This is a genomic window from Bacteriovorax sp. BAL6_X, assembly GCF_000443995.1.
In the GTDB taxonomy this organism is placed as follows: domain Bacteria; phylum Bdellovibrionota; class Bacteriovoracia; order Bacteriovoracales; family Bacteriovoracaceae; genus Halobacteriovorax_A.
In genome coordinates, this window is the sequence record NZ_AUMC01000010.1 from 538,778 (window position 1) to 565,639 (window position 26,862).

Here is a 26,862-nt window from a genome sequence, read left to right on the forward strand (position 1 = left end):
TCATCGAGGTTATTCCGTCATCGATGGGAATGATTAGGTCATACATTAAAAGTGAAAGTGAAGCTGAAATTAGCTTTCCAAAGTATCGTATACTGGCAAGAGTAAATGATGGTGTATGTACGTGTAGTGATTTAGCTGATGTTATTCATGTTTCTTGTGCTGCCATTTCAAAGCTTGTGGATGCATTAGTAAATGACAAGTATATTTCGCGTGAGACCTGTAAGACAGATCGAAGAATTACTTTTTTAAAGATTACAGCAAAGGGCAAGAAGAAGTTTGAGAAGGTCAGAAGTGGCGCCAGTAGTAGGTTTTCAAGTAATTTAGAAAACCTTTCCACAGCTGAAGTTTCACAGTTAACAAATGCTCTCGAAGTAATAGAAAACTTTGTTCTAAAATTACAGGAGGACCAATCTTGAATTACTATAAAATTGCATTTTTAATTGTTACTTTTACGCCTTTTATTTGCAGCGCTTCTGTTGAAGAGCTTTATTTAAAATCTTTAAAGAAGTCTAAGCAAGTCGAGGTCTTTAAACTTACAGAGAAAAAAACTGTTTCTGACCTAGAGACCGTTGAGTCAAGCCTCTACCCAAGCTTAGATGCAGTATATGCTAATACTTATCGTGATGAATATCCCGAAAGCTCAAAAAATAAAGAGATTGATTCTGAAGTCTATCTATCATTAAGACAAAAGCTATTTCAAGGTGGAGCCGAATTCGCTCTATACGACTATAATAAAATTGTCCCTAAACAGGCCAAGGCATTAACAGATAAAAGTCTTGCTGAGTATTATTCTCAATTTTCGACATTGTTTTTTCAAATGTCTTCGGCAATAGAAGAAAAAGAAAGGGTAGAAGCTCTTCTTAAAAACTTAAAAAAGAGAGTTAGCATAGTAAGGCAAAGAGCAAAGATTGGGCGAGATCGTAAAGCCGATTTATATGCTCTTGAATCTCAGCTCCATCGTCTAGAGGCCGGACTCGTTCAAAGCAAAGCGCAAGTCAAAACATCAATGACTGACTTTATGAACTTTTCAGGTCTTGATGATGTTAAAGAAGTAAAAGATAGTATCGACCCTTTAAAATTGATTCTTTCTAAAAATGTTGATCTAGAAAATACACCAGACCTTAAAAGCTTAAAATATGATTATGAAGCTTCTGTTGCTGAAGCTAAAATTGAAAAGGCCGCTTATTATCCTCAAGTAGATTTAAGCGCTGATTACAATATTGATAAGAATGATATTGGAGAGCGTGATTGGAGAGTTAGCTTGAATGTTACTCTGAATCTATTAGACTTCGGTGAAAGAAAGTCAAAAGTAACAAGTCGAAGAATTGTTTCGCAAATTAATAAAGCCCAAATTGATTATAATAGAAGAAACACTGTTAATCGTTGGAGTGCTTTTGTTAAAAACTTTGACTATAAGAAAAATGAATTACAAACACTAAGAAAAGCTTTGTATCGAAGTAGAGCATCATATCAAGAACAGTTAAAAGATCTTAATAAAGGACTAGTGACTCAAATTGAAGTTATTAGATCTTTAGACGATGTAATTGACCTAGAAAAGCTAGCAATTAGATCATCTCTTGAAGTTAAGTCTTTATATTATCAGGCAAATGCTTACTTAGGTAATATTCCTAAAAATTAAGAAGGTTATATATTATGAGTTTATCATCTCTATCAATTAAAAATCCTGTTTTCGCATGGATGTTAATGTTTTCGCTAATCCTGTTTGGTATACTAGGATTTAGAGAACTTGGAATTAATGAAAACCCTGATGTCGATTATCCATCGATTTCTATAGCGTATGAATACGAAGGTGCAACACCAGAGGTCGTAGAAAAAGATGTTTTAGAGCCTGCTGAATCGGTTCTTGTCTCAATGCAAGGGATTAAAGATATGACGTCAACAGCTGGGCGTGGCCAAGGTCGTATCAATCTTGAGTTTACACTTGATAAGGATATCGACTTTGCGCTTCAGGAAGTTCAAACTCTCTTAGGACGAGCTCAAAGACAATTACCAGATATTGTTGAAACTCCTACTGTAACAAAGTCAAATGCGGCGGATGATCCAATACTTTATCTTGCACTTGTTTCTGATACTCTTTCTGAAAGAGAGCTAAATATTCTATTTAAAGATGGTGTTATTGATCAGATCACAACAATCGAAGGTGTTTCTGAAGTTCGCGCTTTTGGAGCACGCGAACCAATGATGAGAGTTGATGTTATTGCAGAGAAGCTCGATTCATTTCAACTAACCCTATCTGATATTGTACAAACACTTCAAAGAGAGAGTGTGGAGCTTCCAGCTGGTAAGTTTGAAACTCTAAAGGACGAGAAAAGCTTACGTGTCTTAGGTGAAGGACGTACTGTTGATGATTTTAAGAATATGATTATCAGTCGACGTGGTGGGCGAGCAAATTATGTTCCAATTCGACTATCAGAAGTTGCAAATATCTATGCAGGTGTTGAAAATCGTACAAGAATTTCACGTGTGAACCAAAAACCTTCTCTTTCAATGCCTATTTATAAGCAAAGAGGAGTGAATGCTGTTGATGTTGCTGATCGTGTGAAAGCACGAGTCAAAGAGATTTCTGAAAATCTTCCGGATGGTACAAGTCTTACGGTAAACTTTGATCGTACTTCTTTCATTCGATTATCAATTGGAGAGCTTCTACAAAACTTAGTTCTCTCAGTTTTATTAACTTCTTTAGTATGTTGGTTATTTCTAAACTCTATGTCGGCAACAATTAATATAGTTCTGGCAATCCCAACTGCTATTATTGGTACTTTTTCTTTTATGTATTTAATGGGCTTCTCATTAAATACATTCTCACTTTTGGGTCTGACTTTAGCTATTGGAATTGTTGTTGATGATGCCATTGTTATGCTTGAAAATATTGTCCGATATGCAAAGAAGGGACATGATAAAGTACAGGCGTCTTTTAAGGGAAGTAAGGAAATTGCATTTGCGGTTCTTGCTACGACTGCAGTTCTTATCGCAATCTTTGCTCCGATTACTCTTATGCCTGGAATAGAAGGGCGATTCTTTAAGGAATTTGCCTTAACAATCTGTATTGCTGTTTCTCTATCTTCTCTAGAGGCCCTTACTCTTGCACCGATGAGATGTTCACAATTTCTAAACGTTACATCTAAAGGGATCTTTATTCACCACTGGGTTAATAGTGCAGTAGACTTTGGAAATAAAATCTATATGGGAGTTTTAAAATTCTCACTTGGACATCGTTTAAAAGTTATTCTTATTTCTACGGTTGTTATCTTAGCTTCATTTATGTCGCTAAATCACATTGATAAAGAATTTGCACCAGAATCAGATCGAAGCTTCATGTTTGTTATCTTCATTGCTCCAGATGGAGCAAGTTTAGATTATACAAATGAGAAAGTTAAAGAGTATGAAGCAATCGTTTCTAAGAACGAAAATATCGAAAGAATGATTGTTGCTGTTGGTGGTGGACGTGGAGCCTCTTCTGGTAACCGAGGTTTTGGGGTTATCATCCTTAAAGACCGTGATAAAAGAGAGCTGACACAATTTCAGATAGCTTCCCAATTAAGAAAAGATCTATCTGTTATCAAAGGACTTCATATTATTGTTAGAGATAGAATGGGGTCTGCAATTGGTGGCCGAAGAGGAAGTCCAATTGAGTTTACAATTACTGGCCCAGATGCGGAAATCCAAGCTCAACTATATGAGCAATTAGCGAAAGGGATGAAAGAATCTGATCTAATGGTTGGAATTCGCTCCGATGATATTGGTGAACTTCCTGAAGTTCACATCATTCCAGATCGTCTTAAGGCCCAACAACGTGGGGTTGAAGTTAATACTATTGCTACAGCTTTAAATGTTGGTGTTGCTGGGGCGCCTGCAACAAAGTATACAGAACGAGGAAGACGTTATGACGTCTTTGTTCAGCTAGCAGAAGAAGATCGTACTAGAGAGAATATCTCATCACTTCTTCTACAAAATAACCGTGGAGAGTTTGTTACATTAAGTGAAGTTGTAAAGATTGAAGATGCCTTTGGGCCACAGACGATTTACCGTGAAAATCGTTCAAGAGGTGTTCGAGTCGATGCTAACTTAAAAGAAGGTGTCGCTCAGAGTAAGGCCATCGATTATATCAAAGAATTAGGAGAGAAGGTTTTACCTAAAGGTTACTACCTTAAATTCTCAAAAGACCTAAATGAGTCATTATTTAGCGTTCTTATGATTATGGTTCTTGGTCTTGTTATTGCCTACATGGTTTTAGCAAGTCAGTTCAATTCTTTCTCTGACCCAATTACTGTTTTCTTGGCCGTACCATTTGGACTAGCGGGGTCTTTCATTGCTCTATGGCTATCTGGTAGTACCTTAAATATCTACTCGATGATTGGGATTCTCTTAACGATGGGTATTGTTAAGAAGACATCAATTCTTATCGTTGAATTCTCAAATCAATTACGTGATGAAGGAAAGGAATTAGCTGACGCTATCTTAGAAGCATGTAAAACAAGATTTAGACCGATTATTATGACAACTTTTACAACTCTTGCATCGGCGGTTCCTGCAGCTGTTATTATTGGTGCTGGTTCTGAAACGAGAAGACCTATGGCCCTAGTTATTATCGGTGGGGTATTCCTTTCAACGATCTTTACCTTAGTTGTTGTACCTTGTTTCTATTCTTTAATTGCAAGGCCTAGAAGAAAGATTTTAGAAGAAGTTTAGGATTTGTGCCCATCTGATGGTGGGCCCAATCTTTTGAAGTCTAGAAGTTTGAAATTTCATTAACCCAATCAGGGTTTAAAATAAACGGATTGATATTTCCTTGAAGAGATTTGATAATCTCATTTCTCTCTAGTTCTCGCTCATCTACTGGATCCAGTTTATTCCAAGCTCTGAGAGTTTCCTCTTGATCCTTATCAATTGAAAAATCATAGCGAACAGCAAAGTAGAACATTGCTCGCGCAACATTTCCTTTGTGGCCATTTTGTGGCTCAAAGCAATCCTGAGCATAATCATCAAAGCCTTGAATACTTCCATCCATTTGCCAGTAATTGTAAGCAGCATTACAAAAAGGAAGATTTGCTCTCTTACTATTAGACTCTTTACTCGTTAGAAAGAGGTGGTGCATATCACTATTGGCAGGAAGCTCTTTTGCTCCCTTTGACTGAGGCCATGTGTGTTCAATATTGATTTTGAAATTCTTCTCTTTTTGCTGATATCTCTTCTTACACTGGCTAGGTGTGTAGACACTACAAATAACACCATCAACATTGTCCACCATCGAAAACATCACTTTTTTAACTTCTTTGTACTCAAGGGCCACGTGGTTCTTCTTTGCGATTTGGGCAATATCAAAACGTGTGATGGCATTTGCTTGAGTTGATAGACATAAGATGATTAGGAAATTTGTAATAAGATTTTTCATAGGTAATCAATATGTTATGCAAGATATATTGTCCAAGAACAGTGTAAAATTGTACTCGTATATGCAGGTGCTAAGTTGTTGAAATTACATAAATATTTTACTTTTATAAATATCTAATTTGATGAATGTCAAAATAAATATTGATCTTTTCTTTTTTTAGTTTACTTTGACGGATATCAAAATAGATCGAGGGGTATTATGAACTTTTTAGATGAATTAAGAGAGCTTTCAAAACAGGCATCGAATCTCAGTAGAGGAAAAATCGATATCAATATTGAAAGAAAAATTAGAGAAAATGTTTTTGAAATTATGGAAGAGCTTTATGGTAATGCGACTCCGGCCAATTTTATCAAAACGACAAAGCTTATGTATAGAGATTGGTCTCAAAGCTATAGCGAAGATATTAGATTTGGCCGTGATGAGGATGCAGACAAAGCAATGATTAAGCTTAGTATATTTGAGTGGATAGTATCTCTACCATCTGTTCAAGAAATGCGCTCATCTCTTGGTGAAGGCTAAATGATGAGTCTTGCAAAAGTATTCAAAGTCTTAGGGGATGAGGCGAGATTGAGTATTATTAGAAGCCTTACAGAGAAAGATCTTTATGCAGAAGTTCTTGCGGAAAGACTTTCTCTTTCTCCTGGTACGATTACACATCATTTAAAAAAATTAGAGGCCGTAGGACTTATTAAGTCTCGTAAAGAGCAGTACTATAAAGTCTTTTCACTTCAAAAGAAGGTATTAGATAAAAATATTTTAAACTCAATTCTTGAAGTCTCAATTTCTAACGAAGATGAAAATGAAGTTCAATATGAGCAAAAGATAATTAAATCATTTTTTAAAAATGGAGAACTGAAGTCGATTCCTGTGCAACGAAAAAAGAGGCTTGTTATCTTAAAGCATCTACTACAAGAGTTTAAGAAGGGGAGAGACTACACAGAAGCCGAGGTAAACGAAAGACTTGAAAAGTATAATGAAGACTTTTGTACAATTAGACGCGAGTTTATTGCAGAGAAGCTCATGTCTAGAAAATCTGGTGTTTATAGAGTTGTTTAAGTGCGAAATCAAAAAAGTTTTATCAAGAGATTAATGAATGCCGTTAATAATTAAGTACATTCTTCATTTAAATGGTATAAAATAATTAATCTATTAATAACGAATAAGGATGGCCATGAGTCAACAACAATATATTTTTGTATGCACTAATCCAGGAAATGAAATTCTTTTAAAAGAAGAGATAAAGATATTTTATCCAGAATTAGTTTTAAGTTTTTCTAAGAAAGGCTTTGTGACATTTAAGAATACAGGTGTTTCGTATGACTTGAAAACGATTTCACAACTTCAACTAACATTTGCAACACGAAGTGGAATCTTCTACGGGAAATCAACGCCTGAAAATATTGTAAGTGATGTGAAGGCATCAGGGCTTGATAGTGAAGATTTCATGATCCATAGCTTTGCAATTGGGTGTGAGACTGACTTCGATGCTCAGGCAGCCTTTGGACGTGAAATAAATGAATATAGTGCTGAAGGAAAGATCGTTATTGATTTAGTTAGCTTAGGGCCAAATGAGATTTGGTTTGGAGCTCACTGTGTGGCAAATGGTTGTACTCGCTATCCTAATTCTATGGTTGAAATCGAAACTCCTGAAAATGCCGTTTCAAAAGGGTACTTAAAGCTTTTTCAAATTTTGAAACTTTATGCGGTAAAATTATTTAAAGGTGACCTATGGCTCGATTTTGGTTGTGCCCCTGGTGGTGCCTCTCAACTTCTATTAGATGAAGGATGCAAGGTTGTTGGAATTGATCCTGCAAAAATAAGTCCAGCAGTCGCTATTCATAAAAACTTCTCACATATGAAAAGATCAGTTCAGGATCTTTCACATGAAGATCTGCCTGAGGACGTGCGCTGGATTCATGCCGATATTAATATTAATCCTAAGCAATCAATTAAAGAAGTCCTAAGACTAGCAAAGAAGTATAATCGAACATTAAAGGGAATTATCTTTACTGTTCAGGTTGTAAAGATGGAATATATTGAAAATATCGAATCATTTGAAGATCAATTCTATGATTGGGGATTTCACAATATCATTAGTCGACAAATTCCTTCTCACAAAAAGGAATACGTTATTATAGCGACAAGATAGTTATATAGGTACAAATATGGAAAAGAAACTTATCCCGTGGGGCGACAAAGAAAAAGATAATTGGCGTAAAGAGCAAACAATAAAGAGATCGTACCTAGAAGAAGTGGTAACAAAGATCAAGAAATTAGATAGGCTTTTTGACATCTTTCAATATGGTGCACTTCCTTATGATGAAGAAAAGTACCCACTTTATTTAATTAAAAGTAAGAACTTTTCACCAGAGAAAAGAACGATTCTTATAACTGGTGGCGTCCATGGTTATGAAACAAGTGGAGTTCACGGGGCCCTTGCTTTTCTTGAAAGAGAAGCTAGTAATTATAAAGAATCATTTAACTTTATCGTTGCTCCATGTATTGGCCCTTGGGGGTATGAGACAATTAATCGTTGGAATCCAATGACTGTTGATCCAAATCGCTCTTTCTATACAAATGGGCCAGCTCCAGAGTGTAATCTTGTCATGAAGGCCATAGCAGACTTAGGTGTTGAAGTCTTTGCCCACTTCGATCTTCACGAGACGACAGATACCGACAACACTATTTTTAGGCCGGCCTTAGAAAAGAGAGATGGTATCCCTCAAGAAGTTTGGGATATTCCTGATGGATTCTATCTTGTTGCAGATAGTGAAAACCCTTGCCCTGACTTCCAAAAGGCGATCATTAATTCTGTTCGTAAGGTCACGCATATTGCACCAGCGGATAAGAGTGGCAAGATAATAGGGGCCACCATTGAACAAGAGGGGGTCATTAACTATGCCCTAAAGAAGCTACATCTTTGTGCATCTTTTTCTAATGCAATATATTCCACAACAACGGAAGTTTATCCAGATAGTCCAAAGGTGAGTGAAGAGGATTGTGTAGATGCACAGGTTGCCGCCATTGTTGGTGGCCTTGATCATTTACTAACTCAGAAATGATTATTTAAGTATTTTGACCTAATATTAGTTATCTAGCTTCGTAAAATAGTTATGAATTAATTTTAAAATTATATTTAACTTTTATAACTAAATGTCGACTAGAGAGGTATGATAACGATATTGGGAGTATATAATTTTAAAAAAGTACCTCTTTCTCTTTACCTTTTTATTTGCTCTAAGTTTTAATTCTTCAGCAGAGCGCCTCAATTGTCTCGCTAATGCTGACCTAACTAGAGATAAAATAAGCTATTTAAGAACAAGCGTTATTTGTTCGAATTCAATCTCTCTAAATGATTGTCTAAAGTTAATATCTCTACGAGATACAGAATTTGACGACCAGATTAATCAAGTAGTTATAAGAGATGATTCTGCTCAGGCCTGCTTTCATCCAACTACAGGCTACCCTGTTGCAAGCTCACTTGTAGCACTTCAAAAGTCTTCGTTGCAAGCGATCTCTAAACAGCTCGCTCCACGAAAGTATGTAAATGATGCTTTCGATTTTTATCAACATATGCAAGCTCATAAGAAACGAGTTGTTGAAATGGGGATGAGACTCCTTAATGATTATCCTGATGAGTTTAAAGATGTTGATCCACAAATATTAAGAAGTGTTTTATCTGTTCACGATAATGCTAAAATTAAAACGAGTAGCCGTTACAATGGACGTCCTTTTTATGAGGTTTTGTATGAAGAAGGTTACGGAAAGAAGCTTGATCGCAAGATAGTGGATGCTTTGAATGCTCAAGATGAGGAATTTGTAGAAAAGGTCTTTGATCGCTACAACCTCGATAAATCTTCAAGAGAACAAATATTGCGTATTGAGAAGATCGCTGACTTTGTTGACCGAGGAATGAGTCCTGTTGCACCAGAAGAGTTTGGGAGAAAAACAACCTTAGCAAGTCAAAGTGACTTTTTTCTTAAGGACAAGGTTGATAGGGATTTAGCAAAGCATCTCGAGGACAATTATAATGAGATTAATAAAAACCTCGGTTATAAGAAATTAGGTGCTCTTGAAAAGGGAAAGTTAAAGTCTAGACTTGATGTACAGTTAAAATATGGTGATCTTCTTGATCAAAATAAGGCAGGGGTTCTATCAATAAGTAAGGCCGCGCTATCTTCACAAATTAAGCATAAGGCGAAAAACTTGGGGAGTCGGGTCGCAGGCATTCTTGCAAATGGTAAATTTATAAAGGGTGTAACTGGTGTCGAACTAATGCTTACTTCAATAAAGACTGGGTGCCAAGAAATGGGTTATCATAACTGGGTTAAAGATCCAAATTGTAGGCCATTAATTGGTCTAAGTCCCAAAGTTGTTGAATTTTTAGATGAACCTTGGGACGCTCAAAAACAAGAGCTAAGAAATAGTAAGCATATGTGTCATGTTGTTGATGGTATATATGAGGACCTTCAAAGGGACCGATTTATAGGTAAGTCATGCCTTAGAGGTGGGGATACAAAGATTAATGGGCTAGATGAAAAAAATATTATTGTTGAAAGTAGCGATAATAAGATTGATAAAGTTCAGTTTCTCGATAGAGCATTAGGCCGTGGAGATAGAGCTGTTCCTATACTTAAAAATTTAGAATTTAATTCTTCAGGTAATATTACAAAGGCTTGTTTTACTACTCTCAACGGAACAAGAATATTGTGTAAAAATAGATCTGAGATTAACTCTAATAAACTTAAAAGAGCTTATCGGAAAGCGGTTGAGGAGGCTCAAGAGTACTTAAAGAAGAACTCATTTGATATTGCTCGCTCTGTTTCATGTTGTCGTGGAATTTCTTCTGATCCGTTATTAGGCGATTTTTGTTCAAAATAAGTTGGCCGACAACTTTATATATTCTTAATATAGAACTTCTCCTTGATCTAAGAGAACTAAGTAGAGGCGAAGGTCAAATTCAACTTGATGGTAATTAGGCTGCATATATTCGCAAAGTTTATAGAAGGCCTTATTATGATCCTTTTCCTTAAAGTGGGCAAGCTCGTGCACGACAAGCATTTCAAGCATTTCTCGAGGGGCATCTTTTAGAGTACGAGAGATTCTCATTTCATGCTTCTTCTTTAATTTTCCACCGTGATTTCTACTTATAAATGTATGGGTACCAAGAGCATCGTTAATAAGGTCTTTTTGCTTCTCATAAATAACCTTATTTAATTGCCCTACATTGCGCATATACTTATCTATAAGTTCATTGGCATACTTATAAAGTAACTTATCTGATTTGATCTGATGGGGATGAGGATACTTATTTAAAAGGTATGAACGAAGATTGCCACTATCAATTAGATCATGAATCTGTTTCTTTAATTGATCAGGATATTGTCTAAAGTATTTTTCAAACCGCATGGCCACTCCAGTAATATTTAGACAGATTTAACTTATTTATCCCTATAATACAATAGATGAAAGCTTCGCTATGACGGTCTAAATTATCCGTGTCATTAATCAGGTTACAAGAAAATGAAAGAGGATTAAGTGAATGTTGGCCGACGGATTATCTTAAGAATTAACATGATTCATTCTCACATCTTATAATTTTCTTATAGAGGCCAGATTACTAATATCACAAAAGAGTAAATAAAAACCTAAATTTGTCATTGAATAAATTAATATAATCTATTGTCAATATATATATTATTGCTGTTTACAATTCCGGTATAGTTATTAGAGATGTAAACAAAGGAGCATTGCATGAATGCCAATGAAATCATTTTCCTAATTTCATGCCTAGCATTGATTGGGGTATATATTGCGATTGAGAAGTTTATAAAGGTTAAATCTTCAAAGAGAGACTATCATATTGATGCCGGTAATAAAAGTGATACAAAAGATCACAGTAGCAAAGTAAAGACGGATCACTTAGTGGCAATGAAAAAGAAAAATCAGGTATCAACTAAGAAAAGCGCTTAGTAAAATTCGATTCATTAATGAGGTCTAACTAAATTAAGTATGACCTCAAGATTTCCAACACTCACTTAGATAAAGTTAAACTCGTAATTTGTACGAAGGATTGTTTTGAAGATACTAATGGAAGGTCTATTTTCTCTATCAAGTGTGAATAATCTATTTGGTGTACTTGTTGCCATCATTGGGTTAGGAGTCTTTATCTATAGCTTTTTTTATATGAAGAGCTTTAGCATTAAAGATAAAGCTATCTACTATATCTCACTTATTCTCTTCACTATTTCGATGTTTGGAATAATCTACTCTTCAAATCTCTTGTTGTTGTATTTATTTTGGGAAATGACGAGTATAACATCCTTCTTCTTGATTGGATTAAAAAATGAGGACTCACAAGTTAGAGAAAAAGCGAAATGGGCACTATATACTACTGTTGGAGGAGGTCTTTTTCTTCTCTTTGGTATTTTGCTAATTTCACAAATAGGCGTTGACTTAGGTTTATCTTTTTTAGAGTCGTTTAATTTATCAAGTTTAATTAAAACAAAAGAAATATCTAGTCATGATTACTTTAAAGTTTCTCTTGTCACAATATTTATTGGAATTAGTTCAAAGTCGGCACTCTTTCCATTTTCATACTGGCTTCCTTTGGCCATGGCCGGTCCAACACCCGTTAGTAGCTTTCTCCATTCTGCAACTATGGTAAAGGCGGGACTCATACTAGGAGTTAAGTTATTTCCTCTTTATGCTCAAGATCCACTTTGGCAGATACTTTTTATTGGCTCAGGTACTTTAACTGTTTTGCATGGTGGTTTTCAGTGCCTCCTACAAAGTAATTTTAAGACAATGTTAGCATATTCAACTATCTGTATTCTTGGAATGCTTGCAATTCTTCTTGGAATTGCAAATGAATACTCAATTACAAGCTTTGTCTTGTTAGTTATTGCACACGCTTTTTACAAAGCAAGCCTATTTCAATATGTTGGCTATTTTGCGAAAGCTTTAAAAACAATGGATAGGTATGAGTTAGTAAATGGTGATCGTGTTGGTATACTGCCTTTTATTGTGGCCCTACTTAGTACGATGAGTATGGTAGGTATTCCACTAAGCGTGGGCTTTTATGCTAAAGAATATATATATTTAACAGCGATAAAGTCATACTTGTTATGGATTCTCATCCCTACATTTTTTCTTGGAAACCTCTTTATGGGAATTCAAGCAATTAATCTACTTCGTGTCTCGTGGCCTCAGATGAGAAGTTATGTGCTAGGTTATAAGGGACTTCTTATCTCACCATTGATTTATTCATTAATTGCGCTGTCTATAGCACTGGCACCAAATATATTGGGGATAAATTTAATTGCTCAAAATGCTGTAGGTGAGGTAGGGCTTAGCGTTCAAAGTATACATATAAAATCATGGCATGGACTTAAGTTCCCATATGGCAGAGTCTTAGTTCTAAGTATCATAACGATTTTAGGAAGTGTTTTTGGAAGCATTGTTCTCGATAAGTACTATTTGAAACTCGATGAGTTCTCAAAGAAATATTCTGACTTTAGCCCATGGTATAGACTTGAGAAGGGACTCTATATAATTTTGGATGTATTTAAACGAATGAATTTGGCATTACAAAATGGTAATTTTGCTCACTATATTCGTATCACACTTGGCTTCCTTACTGTTTTGATACTCACTTCTCATCTAGGTATTGCTAATATTGTTTCACCAAAGTTTGATTTTTCAATTTCTAAGTTCTTAAGTTTGTCGGGTATATTAGCAGGATTGACTTTTGCATACTTAAGTAAATCAAATTTAAAGGCGATTCTATACTTCGTTCTTTCTGGATTCTTTCTCGTTCTCTTCTTTGGTTATCATAGTGCTGCAGACGTAAGTATGACTCAATTAATGGTTGAAACGCTATCCTTGTTTTTTGTATTTTTTCTTATTAAGGCCGTTCCCATCGATGGACGTGATTTGAGAATTAATATTAAACCGATTAATTTTGTCATCGCTTTCTTGTACGGAGTTTCTATATTTATTTTTTCCATGGCGAAGAATCTTAATTTTGATATGACTGCCAGCCGCTACTTTTTTGAAAATTCAAAGCCTTTGGCCAAGGGGGAGAATGTCGTCAATGTGATTCTTGTCGATTATCGGGCAATGGATACATTTGGTGAAGTTCTTGTTGTTGCAATTGCGATTGTTGGAGTACTTGCTATCTTTTCAAAGAGAGGTGAGCGTGAATGAGGCATTAATACGAGGTAGTTTTAAAGTTGTCTGTCCACTACTTGCTATCTTGTCTTTCTTGTTACTATTAAGAGGTCACGATCTCTCTGGCGGAGGTTTTATTGGTGGGCTTGTCTTATCATTATCCATGATACTACACTTCATCTCCCATCAGGACTCTGAGCTTAAGAAATGGATATATACAAATTATACATCCATTATCGCTATGAGTATTATAGTTCTTATACTTGTATTAATAATGCCGATTGCCTTAGGGATGGCGGGACTTAGCTCTTTGTGGACGAGTATTCCTTTTCCTATCGCTGGTAAAATTAGCTCTGTCTTAATTTTTGATTCAATCGTTTTTATTATTGTCTCATCAAGCACTACCATGGCCTATGTGAAATTTATTAGTTTCTCAAAGGAGAATGGTAGTTAAATGACATTTCTAGTTGGTTGTATACTTTTATTTATTGGTTTTCTGTTCTTGTTAAAGAATACTTGGGTTAATAGTATCTTTGCAATTATCACATTGGGTAATGGTGCTAATCTTATTATCTTCTCAATTGGTCAGGTCGTTGCACATGGTTATCCTTTCGCCAAAGAAGGTGATAAGTTTGATGTACATTTTGCTGATCCTCTAACTCAAGCTCTCATTCTAACTGCAATCGTTATCTCGTTTGCAACTTTGTGCTTTGTTATTTCTGTAATTAAAAAAATCAATGATTCTAGGCAAGGGGGAAAGGCATAATGATTCATAAATATTTCTTTATCATTTTTCTAGTTCTGCCACTTCTTTCAGCATCATTTACACTCTTATTTAAAGAATCTGATAGATTGGGATTATTTTTTTCAAATTTATTTTCACTGTTATACTTTGTGTACTCTGGATTTTGTCTCTTCTCATACACTGAAACTTCAACGTTTGTTGCAGGCGATTGGGCGAGTGGAGTTGGAATATCATTAAGCTATGATCTTTTTTCTGGTATTATGATTTTTGTTATAGGAGCGATATATTTTACTGGTGCGCTCTATGCGTATCCTGGAGTTACCGTTGAGAAAAAAAGCGTTTATCATTTTTTGTATAACACTCTTTTTCTAGGTCTAACTGGAGCATTCCTGACACGTGACCTATTTAACTTATTTGTATGGTTTGAAATTACACTTATGAGTAGCTACGTTCTCGTAGTATTGGACTCATCTAGAAAGAGACTTAAAAGTGGACTAAGGTACATTCTACTTAACTTTATTAGTGGGCTTATTTTTTTAATTTCAATTGCTCTTATATATAAATTTACCAAAACGTTAGACTATAAAATCTTGAGTGAGAGGCTAGCGCAGCTATATGTGAATGATGCGGGCCTAGTTCGCTCCCTTGCTCTTTCATTATTTGGCGCCTTTGCGATAAAGTCTGCATTCTTTCCTTTGTTCTTTTGGCTACCTGAAAGTTATCCGAAAATATCACCCGGTCTCAGTGGGGTCTTAGCAGGACTACTCACGAAGCTAGGGCTCTATGCAATGATTAGGGTTTTTGGACAGGTTTTTCCTCCAGATCTACAATTTTTTTGGACTGTTTTAATTCTTGCAATGATTACACTTCTTGTCGGGGTCTGGTTCGCTGTTGTACAAAATAAATTACGTGAAATCTTAAGTTATCATATAATTAGCCAGGTCGGCTTCATTGGAATAGGAGTGAGTTTTTGTTTACATCCAGATGTCGCCATGAAGAAAATTGGATTCGCTTGTGCTTTATTCTATATTTTCCATCACATCATTGTAAAAACAAATCTATTTTTTGTTTCTGGTCTTATTAGAAATTTTGCATACACTGAAAAGATAACAAAATTGGGAGGGCTGCTTAAGACTTCTCCAGCAATTGCTTTACTCTTTATGATTCCGGCGGCAAGTTTAATTGGGATACCTCCATTTTCTGGTTTTTGGGCAAAATTAGGTCTTTTTAAAATAGCGACTGAAAGTCGCCTCATTTGGATCATTATTCCAATGATTATTGGCAGCTTCTTCACATTATATAGTATGGTCAAAATTTGGAGTGGAGTCTTTTGGGGGGAATACCATGAGTTTATAGTATCCTTTCCTAAGGTCACAATTATACGTTCATATATATCCTGTATTTTATTATGTATCTTTACCTTGATTATTAGTTTTAATCCTCTTTTGATCTTTAAACTCGCCCAAGAGGTGGGGAAAATTGGGCTAGTGTATTAGTGAGGTATCAATGAGATTATGGTATATTTTAGAGTTCGTTATTCTCTACTTATGGGATCTTACTTTGGGGGCACTAAGAGTTGCCCAAGATGTTGTTACACCTAAGAATTTATCTACCCCTGGCATTATAAAGTTTCCTCTCGAAGTGCATAGCGATTTTGAAATTGCACTACTATCTAATTTAATTACATTTTCTCCAGGAACAATGGTCATTGATTTAGATTCAGATAAATCACACTTATATATTCATATGATGTTTTTAGAAAATGAGGAAGATGCGATACAGGAGTTTAAAGATGTTATTGAAAGTCGTGTGTTAAGGATATTACGAGGAAGTCAAAAGGAGAAATCAAAATGAGTGTGTTGTTAAAGATTTCAACTGGAATTGTAATTCTAACATTTCTTTTACTTACAGTTGAAGCAAAGAGGGAAAAAGAGGTTCTCGTAAAAGTTTTGGCCTTTGACTTAATTGGGACTTCTGGGGTCAGTCTCTTTTTAATATTATATACATCTTATAGGGATACGTTCTTTCACAATATAGCACAGCTATTTGCGATTGTTGGTTTTGTTACTGCATTCGTCTTTGCAGTTTTTCTATCAAATGAGAGTAGGGAGATTAAATGATAAATTTTATTGGAGAAATTTTAATTTTCATAGGTTCTATCTTCGTTTTTTTGGCAGTGGTAGGGTTTGTTAAAATGCCGGATTTCTATATGAAACTTCAAGCCGCAAGTAAGGCCAGTGCGTTTGGGGCAGCTCTTATTTTACTAGGATCAAGTGTGATCATCTCTGAAGTAAATATTACCATTACAAATTTATTGCTCTTTATTTTCTTATTAATAACAACTCCAATTGCAACACATGCTATGGCCTATGCATATTCAAAGAAGAATGAAGTTTCATGATTTTAATAAACTGCTTAAGTTCTTTATGAAAGCATATGTTAAAATTACTGCGAAGCCACAAAGTGCAATAAGTATAAAAATGTCATTACTCTTTCTACATTCATCTAGGAGTGGTTGGTACTTTCCAACGTCTTCTAGAAAGTTATTGATAACTTGTTTTTCATCTTGTGAAATTCTTTTTGTGTATAAATTTTGGATAAGAAAGTAGATTCCGCCTCCAAATAGAAGCGAGAATACTACACCAAAAAGATTTGCAATTTTTGTTTTCTTCTTAAAGTCTCTTGAAGTCTTGATATATTTATCGCTTTTGTCAAAATCATCAAGAGCAATGATATCATTATTTGTAATCATTTTTTCCCTTATTGTTTCAAAAATTCCTCGCTGATCGTTTGAAGCAATTAGATATTTTCTCATGCGGGTTTTAATAACAAGTGCGATTGGAAGAAATGTCAAAAGTGATAGAGTAGGAATAGTGATTTTATATATAGTTTCAACTTTCAGAAGGCCAATAATAACTAAGGGGATGATGACAAATAAGAGAGAAACATAGGTGAAAATTTTGTAGACATTATCTTTTTGTAAAACTTGATCCTCTTTGTCTTCAATAAGATAGATTTCAACTTCTTTTCCGATGAAATTATTTAGATAGTTTTGATTTGTACCAAGGAATAACTTCCTTTCACCTTGCTTTATATATTCAATAACTGGACGAATCGTTGTTGAGGTTTCATACCTACCATTTGTTCTTCTTCTATTTGTTTCTTCTTTAAAGGCAATGATCTTACCTTTTGTGAGTTTACCAAATTTTCTGTAATATGAATTAACACTTCTTATAAGAAGATGAAAGAAGAGTCCGAAGATGGCCATCGCCCCTAAGAAGAATAGAGGAATGAATTTATCAAAGATTTGACTTATCATTTCTCCATTATATCACAATTTAGTTCTTGATTGCTTCGAAGGCATCAACAATTCCACCTGACACACTCATACCCTCTAGATTCTTTAGAGGACGACTTGTCTTTATAAGCCTATCTCGCATACTCCATCTAGTTTCAGGTCCTTGAGTGGCAAGAACCATTGCGGCAATGGCCGCTACAAGAGGTGTTGAAAAGCTTGTGCCACTTGAGTAACCATATGTATTAGATAGGTGAGTTGTTTGAATCTTTACTCCTGGTGCAAAGAGATGAACAGATTTGTCTCCATAATTTGATGACTTCGCTCTTTTTCCACTTTTATCGTTTGAACCGACAACTATGATATTTGAAAACTCGTTTGCATAGGCTCCTGGATAACGGTTTGTTGAGTTTTCAACTCCTACATTTCCAGATGAAGCAATGACAAGAATTCCCTTATCATTTAGTTCTCGAAGAATTTTCTTAAACGCTGGAGAAGTTACTTTAAGTCGAGCTGAAAAACTGATGATGTCTGCACCTCGATCCATTGCGTATCTCATGGCCTCAATTAGGTGTGGAAGCTTTTCTTTTCTCTTTGCCATTGGCTCTGGTTTGACGATTGGGATGATTTTTATACCTTTTGCGACACCTTTTATGCCAAGGCCATTATTATGTTTAGCTGCGATAACTCCAGCGACTGCTGTACCGTGTTTTGTTTGAAAATCGTAGTCTCCGGCCAGCTCACCATTTTTCTTATTTGAGTTATAACCAAAATAGTCGTCAATATAGCCGTTATTATCATCGTCGATTCCATTATTTGGTATCTCATTCTTATTGATAAGAATACTATCTTTTAAGTCTTCATGACTAATATCAAAGCCTGCATCAATAATTGCAATAACTGGTTGATAATTTGTTTCAAGAATTTTCCAAGCTTTCTCGATATTAGCGCCTTTATTCTTAGTATTATATTTTAAATACCACTGATCTTTTTCTAGGGGATCATTTGCAAGCGCCGTACTTAATGTGAGAAGTGAAAGAAGAGTTGTGATTACCTTCATAGGATAGATTTTCCTTGTCGTTCTAAATTTGTTTACTTTCGAGTTTTATAGAGTTTTTAGTTACTTAGAGCAAGGTAATGCTATTAAGCCTAAAGTTTTTACATTACTTTCTTATTAATACTTTCAACTTTGAAGAGATTTTTTGTATTCAAACTCTTAGGTAATAATTACAAAGAAATAAGAGCATGTTTTTTAAGTATGTTATGGTGCTTGAAATTAAGAGGTACTTCATGAATACGCTAAAAATATTGTCTTTTATGGCATTGATTTCAATAACTTCACAAGCCGCTGAGCGATTTGGTGGTATTTACTTTGACTCTTCTATTCCTGCTAATCAGGTGTTTTCTTTAAAGGAAGATCTTACATATCTCTATCAATCAGATTTTGAGAATTTAGATTCTGACTTTTCTTTATTCTTTGAGCTTGAAGAAGTGAATGGGCCGACTCTTTATAATTGGATTTTCAATCGTGTAAAATATATTGTTGGCCAAGACTACCGTATACGTGGACGTAACTATGTCACAAAAAGAGGTTATGAATTTCCTGCAACACCTCTTCCTGGAAGTTCATCATTTCAAAATACCGATGCCTTTGGTGGTGTGGTCGTTATGTCAAATATTGGTGCAGGACTCTACCTAAGTGGGAAGAAATCAAAACTTTTAAAAGGTGCTAAAATTAATCGCCAAAAAGTTTTTGCAACTTCTCCAAGAGTAGGAATTTTACAAATTGGTGAAGGGCTCTTTTTAAATAGTATTCTAATTAATGACGAAATAAACTCAGAAGCCAATAAGATTAAGCGCCTTGGAACTCTTTTTCATGAAGCTAGACATAGTGATGGGAACTCTGAACATGTTGGCTTTAATCACCATACATGTCCCGAAGGACATACCTTGTATGGGTTTTCTGCCTGTGAGATGTATGGAAACGGTTCTTATCAACTAGAGGCCATCGCAACTAAGAACCTATTAGCAAACTGTTTAACTTGTAGTGTAGAAGATAAGACCAAACTAGAAGCATCAATTGCTGATGGCTTTGATCGCGTGCTTACAGTCTCGCATCGTAAGAGTGAAGAGCAACTACTTCATGAGATGGAATCTTATAAGAAGGTTATCGACTTCTATATCGATTTTATGGTCTTAAGCCCTTCACAAAATGAATTCTCTCAAAAAGAGCTCGATCGCTTTACGGCAATGTATGAAAAAGCAAAGAGTCAGCTTTTTGAGTTAAGAAATACACCTGCTCCAAAGATGATGGATTCAACTCCTGAAGGAGACTTTAGTGAATCTAGTATCGAGGAATCTAATATGCTTATAGAGGCATCGGTTAAGTAATGAAGGTGCGAATACTCTTTTTAACATTAGCAACTATGGCGTTCTTGCTTTTACTGAACCATCCTGAAAGTCGAGAAGTATCGATGAGTAATGATAAAGTAAATCAAAGTAAGAAGTTAAATTTTGAACATAGTGGAGACAATGATAAAACGATAGAAGAAGAATTTGACCGAGAGCTTAATATTTTACCAATTAATGAAGACCTTCAAAAATTAACTGCAGATGAAGTTCACCATACACCTGAGTTAATAAAAGAAGCCGGTGAGCTAATTGGGAAAATTCATGCAAGTGCCCAAGTCGATCATTCTAAAAGATCAGCAGCAATGAAGTTCTTTAAGAATTGTGCAGAAGATAGAGATGTTGTCCGTCCCATTCGTGCTGTTTGCTTAAAGAAAATATATAAGCTTATGCCTGAATGGAGAATTGCTACGGCAATTTCACATGAATTAATACCAGAGAGTGTTTCAGCACTTGCATTTAAACTTCCTTAGTTTTTGTTCATCGAAAGCGCTAGTTGTATTAAGTATTAAGGTTTTGCTTTCTTTGTTCTAGCAAAATCACAACCCTTCGTTATTGCACAGTATTTCCGTTGTTTGCTATTGGTGCGTTGATGAGCTATACTAGTTAAGTCGAGATTTTCTTTATGGCCAAGTAGCTAGCAATCACTGAAAATAAATATCTTTTTGACTATAGGATTTGTAATAATAAATGATCCTAGGTTATTTTCGCTATTAGCAACAGTTTGAATAATTAAATTTTAAAATATACTTACACAATCTTGTGTAGCTGAGGCAACAGTCTCTTAATATCCTTTACAAGTATTGATTATTGTAAAGGCCGATTTACCTTGGAGGTAAAAATGAAATCAAATATTTATGTAGGGAATTTATCATACGATATCGAAAACTCTGACCTTGAAAAACTATTCGCTGAAGAAGGAAATGTTGTAGCGGTAAACGTTATAAGAGACCAAGACTCAGGTAGAGCTAGAGGTTTTGGTTTTGTTGAAATGGAAACGATTAGTGATGCTGAGAAAGCGATTAACAATCTTAACGATAAGAATTTTATGGGAAGATCGTTAATTGTGAATATGGCAAAAACATCTAAAAGAAAATCATACGATCGTTATTAGTTTCTAAATAAATTGGGCGTCAATAATTGGCGCCTTTACAATTTTTCTAGGAGATAAAAATGATTATTGATTTCGAAATGCATATTGAAAATAAAACAAAAGTATATTCTGACGAATTTGGAGTAGGGAGAGTAACTCATATATTTAAACTCTACGACGGCGTCTTTGACTATTTCGAAGTCCATTTCGAAAAAGATAATGTCAAAAAATACTTTCCTACTCGTGTAAGTGATAAAATGCGCATTCGCTCTAATACAATCTTTTTAACCTAGTGTTTGTTTCTGTTTAAAAGGCTTCTTTCACAAATTTCTTGAAGACCTCTTGGTGCTTTTTAAGATCGAAGTCGGCAGCAACAGAAACACGAACGATATAGTCTTTGTCGCTCTCTTTCGTTGTTCCTTGAGTTGATGTCGCTGGAACTGTCCAGTAACAACCTTTTAGTTGGCCATAGCTTACACAGTGCTTGCTCTCTTCTGGAATAGCATTAATCATCATGCGAATGAGCTTATGATTAAGTTCACGCTTTTGTTCTTCGTTAGAAGCTGGAAGATCCAGAGAGAATACTGAAGGAGTAAAAGTCGCTTCTGCTAATTCATGTGAAACAAAGTTGATCTTGGCCTTTGGAAGTTGCTCTTGAATATAATCAACGAACCCACGTGTGTTTGCATAGGCTTTAGCAATTCTTTCGTTCATTGTTGGCATTTCACGAGTAAGAATTTGCAGTTGTAGATTAGTTGCTTCGTTATCACAAAGCTTTAGGTGATTTTCAACAAAACTCATATATTCAGCGGCACTATCACTTGCAACAGCATAACCTGCTGTACAAAGACCTCCACTTGGAAATTTTGATCCACTTACATAAGAAATAACCTTAACGTCATTAAGGTAGCCGTGATCGCCAAAGAATTTTACATTTGGGCAAAATGTTTGATCGAGGTTAAAAACTGCACCAACAGCTGTTGCACCATCATTTGTAAATCTTGGCTTTTTAAGTGTTTCACGAAGTTTAATTAAGTCTGGAATTTCAACGCGCGGGTTAGTTGGAATCTCTCCAATAATATATGGAACTGCATCCGCATGAGCAACGTCTGTTAGAATACGCTCGAGCTCAGTTACCATATCCTTACCACTATCAACCGGAAGGTCAATAATCTCAACGTTATCAATACAGGCCGCTACACGTCTGGCCTGGTCATTTGTTCCACCGTAACAATTTGGAGGAACGATAAACTTAATATCTTTTCCTGGGTGGTTTTTATTTGCAAAGTGAATTTGTCCCATCATGATTGCATATTGAGCAGAAAGGCCACAATTACTAAAAGCTACTTGAGTTTTAGAGTTTGTAATTTCTTGAATTGTTCTTGTCAGCTCTGTTGTATCAACAGCGTTCATACCTTTTGTACTTTCCCCAAGCATCGCCTTAATAACAGTAAGACAGTTTTGAGGAGTCATGGCAATTGATTCACGACGTCTCACGTGCTGAATTTCTTTAATATAAGCAGTATTGTTATCATTTACAATGATAACACTTCCAAGATTCGGATAGCGAGCAACATTGATATCAGCTTTTTCACTGCCGTCTATAACAATCGTTATTCCATCGAAGTCTTTATCTATTTCTTGATTTTGAATAAAGTCATATTGATAAACTGATTGAATTAATTCCGAAAGAGGTGTTTCGCAAACAATCTGTGTGCGAATACCAAGAAATTTATTTGCACGAAGAACCGCAAGGATTGGCATCATATCAGAAGAAAATGAAATAACACTCTCTGGATTAAGATCTGCTTCTTTTGCAATGGCCCACTCGAGAACACATGAAAGAGGGTGACCGAGACGAATATAGTCATATGCAGTAGGAAGCTCTTCGAGCTCAACACCTGTTTCTAATTTTTGAAGAAACTCAACTTTCGCTAGAGACTCATTGTAGATATCAAGTCTATGCGTCGTTAAACGAAGCCAGTCTGTTGGCATATTGTTTACGATTTGCGTTAATGTTTCTTTAAGATTTGCGTTCATGAGGAACTCCGTAATTGATTCAATATTTGGTGAGATTCTACGATATAAAATATCAGATGTCGGCCTTTGGAAGGAGATTTTTTTTGAACTGGATGTTAAAATTATTCTTATCATGACACTGTGAGAAATAGTATTTAGTTATAAGGTATTAAGTGTTTAAAAAAGATTTATTAGACAAGATCAGGTCATATTATGACCATGATGATCCTAGTCACGACTGGTCACATGTTATTAGAGTTACACAACTGTGTGAGAAGCTCTCTCAAGGATATGAAGTAAACTTGAGAGTCTTAATTGCTTCAGCGTACTTACACGATATTATCAATATTCCTAAAAATAGTGAGCACCGTAGTAAGGCCAGCACTCTTGCTGCACAAAAGGCCAAGTCCCTACTTGTTGAAAGTGATTATGCTGACAATGAAATTGAGCATATCGCACAAATTATCTTAGAACATTCATATAGTGCTAACTTAAAGGCCAGCTCGATTGAATCAGAGATCTTACAAGATGCTGATAAGCTCGATGCAATGGGTGCCATTGGCGTGATGAGATGGGCCAGCTGTGGAACTAAAATGAAGTCAAAGTACTATCATTTGGAAGATCCTTGGGCGAAAGATCGCTCTTTAGATGACAAGAGCTATTCTTTGGATCACTTTGAAAGAAAGTTATTAAAACTAAATGATCGTCTTAATACTGAAGCTGGAAAAGAAGAGGGGAGGCGAAGACTTGATTTTTTTCATAGTTTTTTAACTCAACTTAAAACTGAAATATAATTAGATTATATCTTTAAGTATCTTATCAATTTCTTTTTCAGAAAATTCTGCACAATTATCAATGATAAGAAACGAAACGCCGTGGATACAGGCCAATACTTTCTTTAATCTTGTCTTTGAATCAATTAATTCTGACAGATATGCATAAAGTTGATCTGTTATTTTTTCAACTTCTTGAAACTCATCCATTGTACAAATTTTCTTAAAGTAAATGGCCCTAAAGTGTCCCTCGTTTTCTTTGGCAAATTTTATATAAGCTTTACAAAATTTTAAAAGACTAGGGGACTTTGAGTTTGAAATAATATCGAATTCTTCTTTAATTAGACTCACTCCTTGTAGAGCAAGTTTAACTGCAATCTCATTTCTTGATTTAAAGTGTTTGTAAATTGCAGCGGGTGAAACTTTACAGGCATTACTAATATCTCTTATTGAAAAATCGACACTTCCGTTCTCTGCAATGATTTGACTTGCATTTAATAGGATCGATTCTTTTAGAGCGCCATGATGATAAGTATCCGATTTTTTTCTCATTTCATCATTTTGCCTTCTTTAGTCTTGAAAGTAAACAAGTGTTAACTTATATTATGTAAACAAGTGTTAACTTTGAGGAGCGTATGAAAAATATTTTAGTCATCCAAGGTCATTCTGATCCAACATCTCTTACACACTCTCTTGCCAAATCTTATCTTGAGGCACAGGAGGCGAAGGGAAACCATGTGAGCTTCGTTGATTTATCTGAAATAGAGTTCAATCCTATTTTAGAAAAAGGCTATAAAGAAATCATTCCTCTCGAAGAAGTTCTTCTTTCAGCACAAGCTTCTTTAAAAGAGGCCAATCATATTGCAATCTTCTATCCAACTTGGTGGGGAAGTCTTCCTGCTAAACTAAAAGGTTTCTTTGATCGCGTATTCTTGCCTGGATTTGCCTTTAAGTTTGAGCAAGGCCAAAGTTTTCAAACCAAACTTCTAAAAGGAAAAACAGCAACCATTGTCACGACAATGGATACGCCACCGTTTTTCTATAAGTATGTACAAGGTAACTTGGGACCAAAACTACTTAAAAGCTTAATTCTTGGCTTTTCAGGAATTAAAACGAAGCAAACGATTTTGGTTGGACCCGTACGCAATTTCAATGATCACAAGACAAGGTCTTGGATAGAGAAAATGAAGTATATTGATTAAATCCTAAAAGTAAAAGGGGCGCGGGTACCATTCGAGATTACGGGAACTTGTAATTGATTTACTCACTTTATTTAGTGAAAATAGAGCTAGATATGTCATAAATAAGGCTATCGTGAGTATAGAACACCTAGATTATCTTAGTTCTGATAGATACTTGAGATGAACTGAGTTTGAATCACACGTAAGTATTTATAATCTCGATTGGTACCCGCGCCCCTAAGAGATAATATTAGACATGATCAAAGTAAGTGTTGTTACGGCAGTAAAACACCAAAGAAGCACTCCTTGAAGCATTGGCTTAATCCCTGCTTCTTTAATATGTTCTAAAGTTATACTAGAGCCAATATAGAAAAGAGTTAATACCATAAGTTTTTTAGCTCCAGCGTAAACCATCATTCCAGTAGACTTTAACTCAGGAATAAAAGTAACGAGGGCCGCGGCCGTGATGAAGCCTAGGATAAACCAAGGCTTCTTTGTTTTTGTTGTTGTAACAGCGTTTTGTTTCTTAAGTTGCACGGCAGTTGTAAAGCTAAAGATAAGAGCTAGTGGAATAATCCAAAGAGCACGAACTAGCTTAACAATTGTTCCAACCTCAAGCGCTTTTGGGCCGTAACTTAAGGCAGCTCCAACAACGGAACTTGTATCATGAATGGCCAAGGCCGACCAAAGTCCAAATGAAGTTTGGTCGATATTTAATAAGTGGCCAATCCATGGGAAGACGAATAGGGCAATTGCATTTAGTGTAAAAACAACGGCCAAAGATACTGTCACTTCATGATTCTTTGCTTTGATGACTGGAGCGACGGCAGCGATTGCACTTCCACCACAAATGGCAGTTCCAGAACTAATTAAAAGAGTAGTGTTAAGAGGAGTTTTAAAAAGCTTTCCTAAAACACTACCGACAGCAAAGACCGCTAAGATACTAAGCGCAGTAAAACCAATTGATTGCATCCCAACCTTTGTTACTACATTTAAGTCCATTCCTGCACCTAGGCCAACAACTGCAAGGGCAAGTAACTTCTTTACTGCTTTGGTTGTCCAATCCTGAAATGGATTTCCTATAAATAATGAAAATAAGATGCCTGCAAAAAGAGCAATGGCCGAAGAGGCCCATGGACTTAAGCAAAGGATTGAGAGAATAATGAATAGAAATTTCTTTACGCTTTGATTTTTCATAACTTTAGTATCGCACTCTTTTTATGAATATGCTAAGTTGGCCACATGGAAAACAAAATAGAGTTAGTAGAATATAATGATTTTTGGTTAAAGGTTTTTGCAAAGGAGAGTCAGACTCTGGCAAAGCTTTTGAGAAATAATTTAATGGGTTGTGAGCATATAGGCTCAACTGCCATGCCAAAAGTTGTGGCCCGTCCAACTCTTGATATTCTATGTGTTGTCCATACTCTCGATGGCATTGAAATGTTTAGAAATGAATTCAAGGCCCAAGGTTTTTCATTAATTTCAAATGATTCAAAACATTTCTTATTTGAACGTAAGTCTCCTGAGGGGGATAGAGCTCTTACAAGTGTTCGTATTCTTAAGAAAGGTGATATCGAGATCAGCGATATTCTAGACTTTAGAGATTACCTAAACGCTGAGCCTATGATTGCGACAGAGTATAAGAATGCCAAATTGAATCTCATACAAAATCACTCAAATGATATTGGTCTTTATGAAGAAATGAAGAGCAGATTTATTGAGGCGGTACTTTCTAAAATTAGCTAGTTCTTATTTAGCTTTC

Annotated in this window: 30 protein-coding genes; 23 read left to right on the plus strand and 7 right to left on the minus strand. The window is 35.5% G+C overall.

Features of this window, described 5'->3' with window-relative positions; translation table 11 throughout:
- Positions 1-29 precede the first annotated feature (29 nt).
- From M902_RS16170 to M902_RS13210, 3 genes are read left to right on the plus strand one after another with little or no spacing between them, the layout of a single operon-like run.
- Positions 30-416, plus strand: coding sequence for a MarR family winged helix-turn-helix transcriptional regulator (locus tag M902_RS16170; RefSeq protein ID WP_198011906.1), 387 nt, complete (start codon positions 30-32; stop codon positions 414-416).
- On the plus strand, positions 413-1,639 hold the full coding sequence (locus M902_RS13205; RefSeq protein ID WP_021268727.1) for a TolC family protein: 1,227 nt from the start codon (positions 413-415) through the stop codon (positions 1,637-1,639). The genes M902_RS16170 and M902_RS13205 overlap by 4 nt, the downstream gene beginning before the upstream one ends.
- A 14-nt stretch (positions 1,640-1,653) precedes the next feature.
- Positions 1,654-4,710 (plus strand): efflux RND transporter permease subunit, encoded by a 3,057-nt coding sequence (locus M902_RS13210; RefSeq protein ID WP_021268603.1) that lies wholly within the window; start codon positions 1,654-1,656, stop codon positions 4,708-4,710.
- Positions 4,711-4,750: 40 nt separating this feature from the next.
- Here the strand turns inward: M902_RS13210 and M902_RS13215 are convergent, their stop codons facing one another.
- Positions 4,751-5,413, minus strand: a complete 663-nt coding sequence (locus tag M902_RS13215; protein ID WP_021267901.1) for an endonuclease I family protein — start codon at positions 5,411-5,413, stop codon at positions 4,751-4,753.
- 198 nt (positions 5,414-5,611) lie between these two features.
- On the opposite strand from M902_RS13215, the gene M902_RS13220 reads away from it, so the two are divergent.
- From M902_RS13220 to M902_RS13240, 5 genes are all read left to right on the plus strand, one after another.
- Entirely contained in the window at positions 5,612-5,932 is a 321-nt protein-coding gene (locus M902_RS13220; RefSeq protein WP_021267769.1) for a hypothetical protein, read from the plus strand.
- Complete coding sequence (locus M902_RS13225) at positions 5,933-6,469, plus strand: metalloregulator ArsR/SmtB family transcription factor (RefSeq protein WP_052607443.1); 537 nt, start codon at positions 5,933-5,935, stop codon at positions 6,467-6,469.
- 115 nt (positions 6,470-6,584) lie between these two features.
- Positions 6,585-7,562, plus strand: coding sequence for a putative ribosomal RNA large subunit methyltransferase J (locus tag M902_RS13230; protein WP_021267821.1), 978 nt, complete (start codon positions 6,585-6,587; stop codon positions 7,560-7,562).
- Between the two features lie 16 nt (positions 7,563-7,578).
- Positions 7,579-8,475, plus strand: coding sequence for a M14 family metallocarboxypeptidase (locus tag M902_RS13235; RefSeq protein WP_021268193.1), 897 nt, complete (start codon positions 7,579-7,581; stop codon positions 8,473-8,475).
- A 442-nt stretch (positions 8,476-8,917) separates the two neighbouring features.
- Positions 8,918-10,294 (plus strand): hypothetical protein, encoded by a 1,377-nt coding sequence (locus tag M902_RS13240; RefSeq protein ID WP_021268064.1) that lies wholly within the window; start codon positions 8,918-8,920, stop codon positions 10,292-10,294.
- 24 nt (positions 10,295-10,318) lie between these two features.
- On the opposite strand, the gene M902_RS13245 is transcribed toward M902_RS13240, so the two are convergent.
- Entirely contained in the window at positions 10,319-10,822 is a 504-nt protein-coding gene (locus M902_RS13245) for a M48 family metallopeptidase (protein WP_021268078.1), read from the minus strand.
- A 345-nt stretch (positions 10,823-11,167) separates the two neighbouring features.
- Here M902_RS13245 and M902_RS13250 point away from each other — a divergent pair, with 345 nt between their 5' ends.
- The 8 genes from M902_RS13250 (at position 11,168) to mnhG (ending at position 16,731) form a co-directional block, all read left to right on the plus strand.
- Entirely contained in the window at positions 11,168-11,386 is a 219-nt protein-coding gene (locus M902_RS13250; protein WP_021267925.1) for a hypothetical protein, read from the plus strand.
- Between the two features lie 117 nt (positions 11,387-11,503).
- Entirely contained in the window at positions 11,504-13,621 is a 2,118-nt protein-coding gene (gene mbhE / locus M902_RS13255) for a hydrogen gas-evolving membrane-bound hydrogenase subunit E (protein ID WP_040314853.1), read from the plus strand.
- Positions 13,614-14,039, plus strand: coding sequence for an MnhB domain-containing protein (locus M902_RS13260; RefSeq protein WP_021268730.1), 426 nt, complete (start codon positions 13,614-13,616; stop codon positions 14,037-14,039). The genes mbhE and M902_RS13260 overlap by 8 nt, the downstream gene beginning before the upstream one ends.
- The gene (locus tag M902_RS13265) at positions 14,040-14,351 is read left to right on the plus strand and encodes an NADH-quinone oxidoreductase subunit K (RefSeq protein WP_021268569.1); all 312 of its coding nucleotides are present in this window, start codon (positions 14,040-14,042) and stop codon (positions 14,349-14,351) included.
- Positions 14,351-15,826 (plus strand): complex I subunit 5 family protein, encoded by a 1,476-nt coding sequence (locus M902_RS13270; protein ID WP_021268451.1) that lies wholly within the window; start codon positions 14,351-14,353, stop codon positions 15,824-15,826. Before M902_RS13265 ends, M902_RS13270 begins: the two co-directional genes overlap by 1 nt.
- Positions 15,827-15,836: 10 nt before the next feature.
- Positions 15,837-16,184 (plus strand): Na+/H+ antiporter subunit E, encoded by a 348-nt coding sequence (locus M902_RS13275; protein WP_021268165.1) that lies wholly within the window; start codon positions 15,837-15,839, stop codon positions 16,182-16,184.
- Complete coding sequence (locus M902_RS13280) at positions 16,181-16,450, plus strand: monovalent cation/H+ antiporter complex subunit F (protein ID WP_021268120.1); 270 nt, start codon at positions 16,181-16,183, stop codon at positions 16,448-16,450. The genes M902_RS13275 and M902_RS13280 overlap by 4 nt, the downstream gene beginning before the upstream one ends.
- Positions 16,447-16,731: a monovalent cation/H(+) antiporter subunit G gene (gene mnhG, locus M902_RS13285; protein ID WP_052607444.1), complete on the plus strand. Its 285-nt coding sequence runs from the start codon at positions 16,447-16,449 to the stop codon at positions 16,729-16,731. Before M902_RS13280 ends, mnhG begins: the two co-directional genes overlap by 4 nt.
- Here the strand turns inward: mnhG and M902_RS13290 are convergent.
- Positions 16,726-17,649, minus strand: coding sequence for a hypothetical protein (locus M902_RS13290; RefSeq protein ID WP_021267979.1), 924 nt, complete (start codon positions 17,647-17,649; stop codon positions 16,726-16,728). The genes mnhG and M902_RS13290 overlap by 6 nt on opposite strands.
- A 19-nt stretch (positions 17,650-17,668) precedes the next feature.
- Positions 17,669-18,685, minus strand: a complete 1,017-nt coding sequence (locus tag M902_RS13295; protein ID WP_021267997.1) for a S8 family serine peptidase — start codon at positions 18,683-18,685, stop codon at positions 17,669-17,671.
- Between the two features lie 230 nt (positions 18,686-18,915).
- Here M902_RS13295 and M902_RS13300 point away from each other — a divergent pair, with 230 nt between their 5' ends.
- The 4 genes from M902_RS13300 (at position 18,916) to M902_RS13315 (ending at position 21,420) form a co-directional block, all read left to right on the plus strand.
- On the plus strand, positions 18,916-20,016 hold the full coding sequence (locus M902_RS13300; RefSeq protein WP_021268368.1) for a hypothetical protein: 1,101 nt from the start codon (positions 18,916-18,918) through the stop codon (positions 20,014-20,016).
- A gap of 83 nt (positions 20,017-20,099) precedes the next feature.
- Positions 20,100-20,507 (plus strand): hypothetical protein, encoded by a 408-nt coding sequence (locus M902_RS13305; RefSeq protein WP_021268690.1) that lies wholly within the window; start codon positions 20,100-20,102, stop codon positions 20,505-20,507.
- 368 nt (positions 20,508-20,875) lie between these two features.
- Positions 20,876-21,148: a hypothetical protein gene (locus M902_RS13310; protein ID WP_021268522.1), complete on the plus strand. Its 273-nt coding sequence runs from the start codon at positions 20,876-20,878 to the stop codon at positions 21,146-21,148.
- 59 nt (positions 21,149-21,207) lie between these two features.
- Complete coding sequence (locus M902_RS13315) at positions 21,208-21,420, plus strand: hypothetical protein (RefSeq protein ID WP_021267981.1); 213 nt, start codon at positions 21,208-21,210, stop codon at positions 21,418-21,420.
- Between the two features lie 13 nt (positions 21,421-21,433).
- Here M902_RS13315 and M902_RS13320 read toward each other — a convergent pair whose 3' ends face one another.
- Positions 21,434-23,167: a PLP-dependent transferase gene (locus M902_RS13320; protein ID WP_021267847.1), complete on the minus strand. Its 1,734-nt coding sequence runs from the start codon at positions 23,165-23,167 to the stop codon at positions 21,434-21,436.
- A gap of 152 nt (positions 23,168-23,319) precedes the next feature.
- Here M902_RS13320 and M902_RS13325 point away from each other — a divergent pair, with 152 nt between their 5' ends.
- Positions 23,320-23,940, plus strand: coding sequence for an HD domain-containing protein (locus M902_RS13325; protein ID WP_021268143.1), 621 nt, complete (start codon positions 23,320-23,322; stop codon positions 23,938-23,940).
- Here M902_RS13325 and M902_RS13330 read toward each other — a convergent pair whose 3' ends face one another.
- Complete coding sequence (locus M902_RS13330; RefSeq protein ID WP_021267985.1) at positions 23,941-24,471, minus strand: TetR/AcrR family transcriptional regulator; 531 nt, start codon at positions 24,469-24,471, stop codon at positions 23,941-23,943. It lies immediately after the preceding gene.
- An 83-nt stretch (positions 24,472-24,554) separates the two neighbouring features.
- Here M902_RS13330 and M902_RS13335 point away from each other — a divergent pair, with 83 nt between their 5' ends.
- On the plus strand, positions 24,555-25,121 hold the full coding sequence (locus M902_RS13335) for an NAD(P)H-dependent oxidoreductase (protein ID WP_021268534.1): 567 nt from the start codon (positions 24,555-24,557) through the stop codon (positions 25,119-25,121).
- Between the two features lie 216 nt (positions 25,122-25,337).
- Here M902_RS13335 and M902_RS13340 read toward each other — a convergent pair whose 3' ends face one another.
- Positions 25,338-26,297 (minus strand): YeiH family protein, encoded by a 960-nt coding sequence (locus tag M902_RS13340; RefSeq protein ID WP_021268716.1) that lies wholly within the window; start codon positions 26,295-26,297, stop codon positions 25,338-25,340.
- Positions 26,298-26,342: 45 nt separating this feature from the next.
- On the opposite strand from M902_RS13340, the gene M902_RS13345 reads away from it, so the two are divergent.
- A complete protein-coding gene (locus M902_RS13345; RefSeq protein ID WP_021268573.1) occupies positions 26,343-26,846 on the plus strand; it encodes a GrpB family protein in 504 nt (167 codons plus the stop codon).
- Positions 26,847-26,862 lie beyond the last annotated feature (16 nt).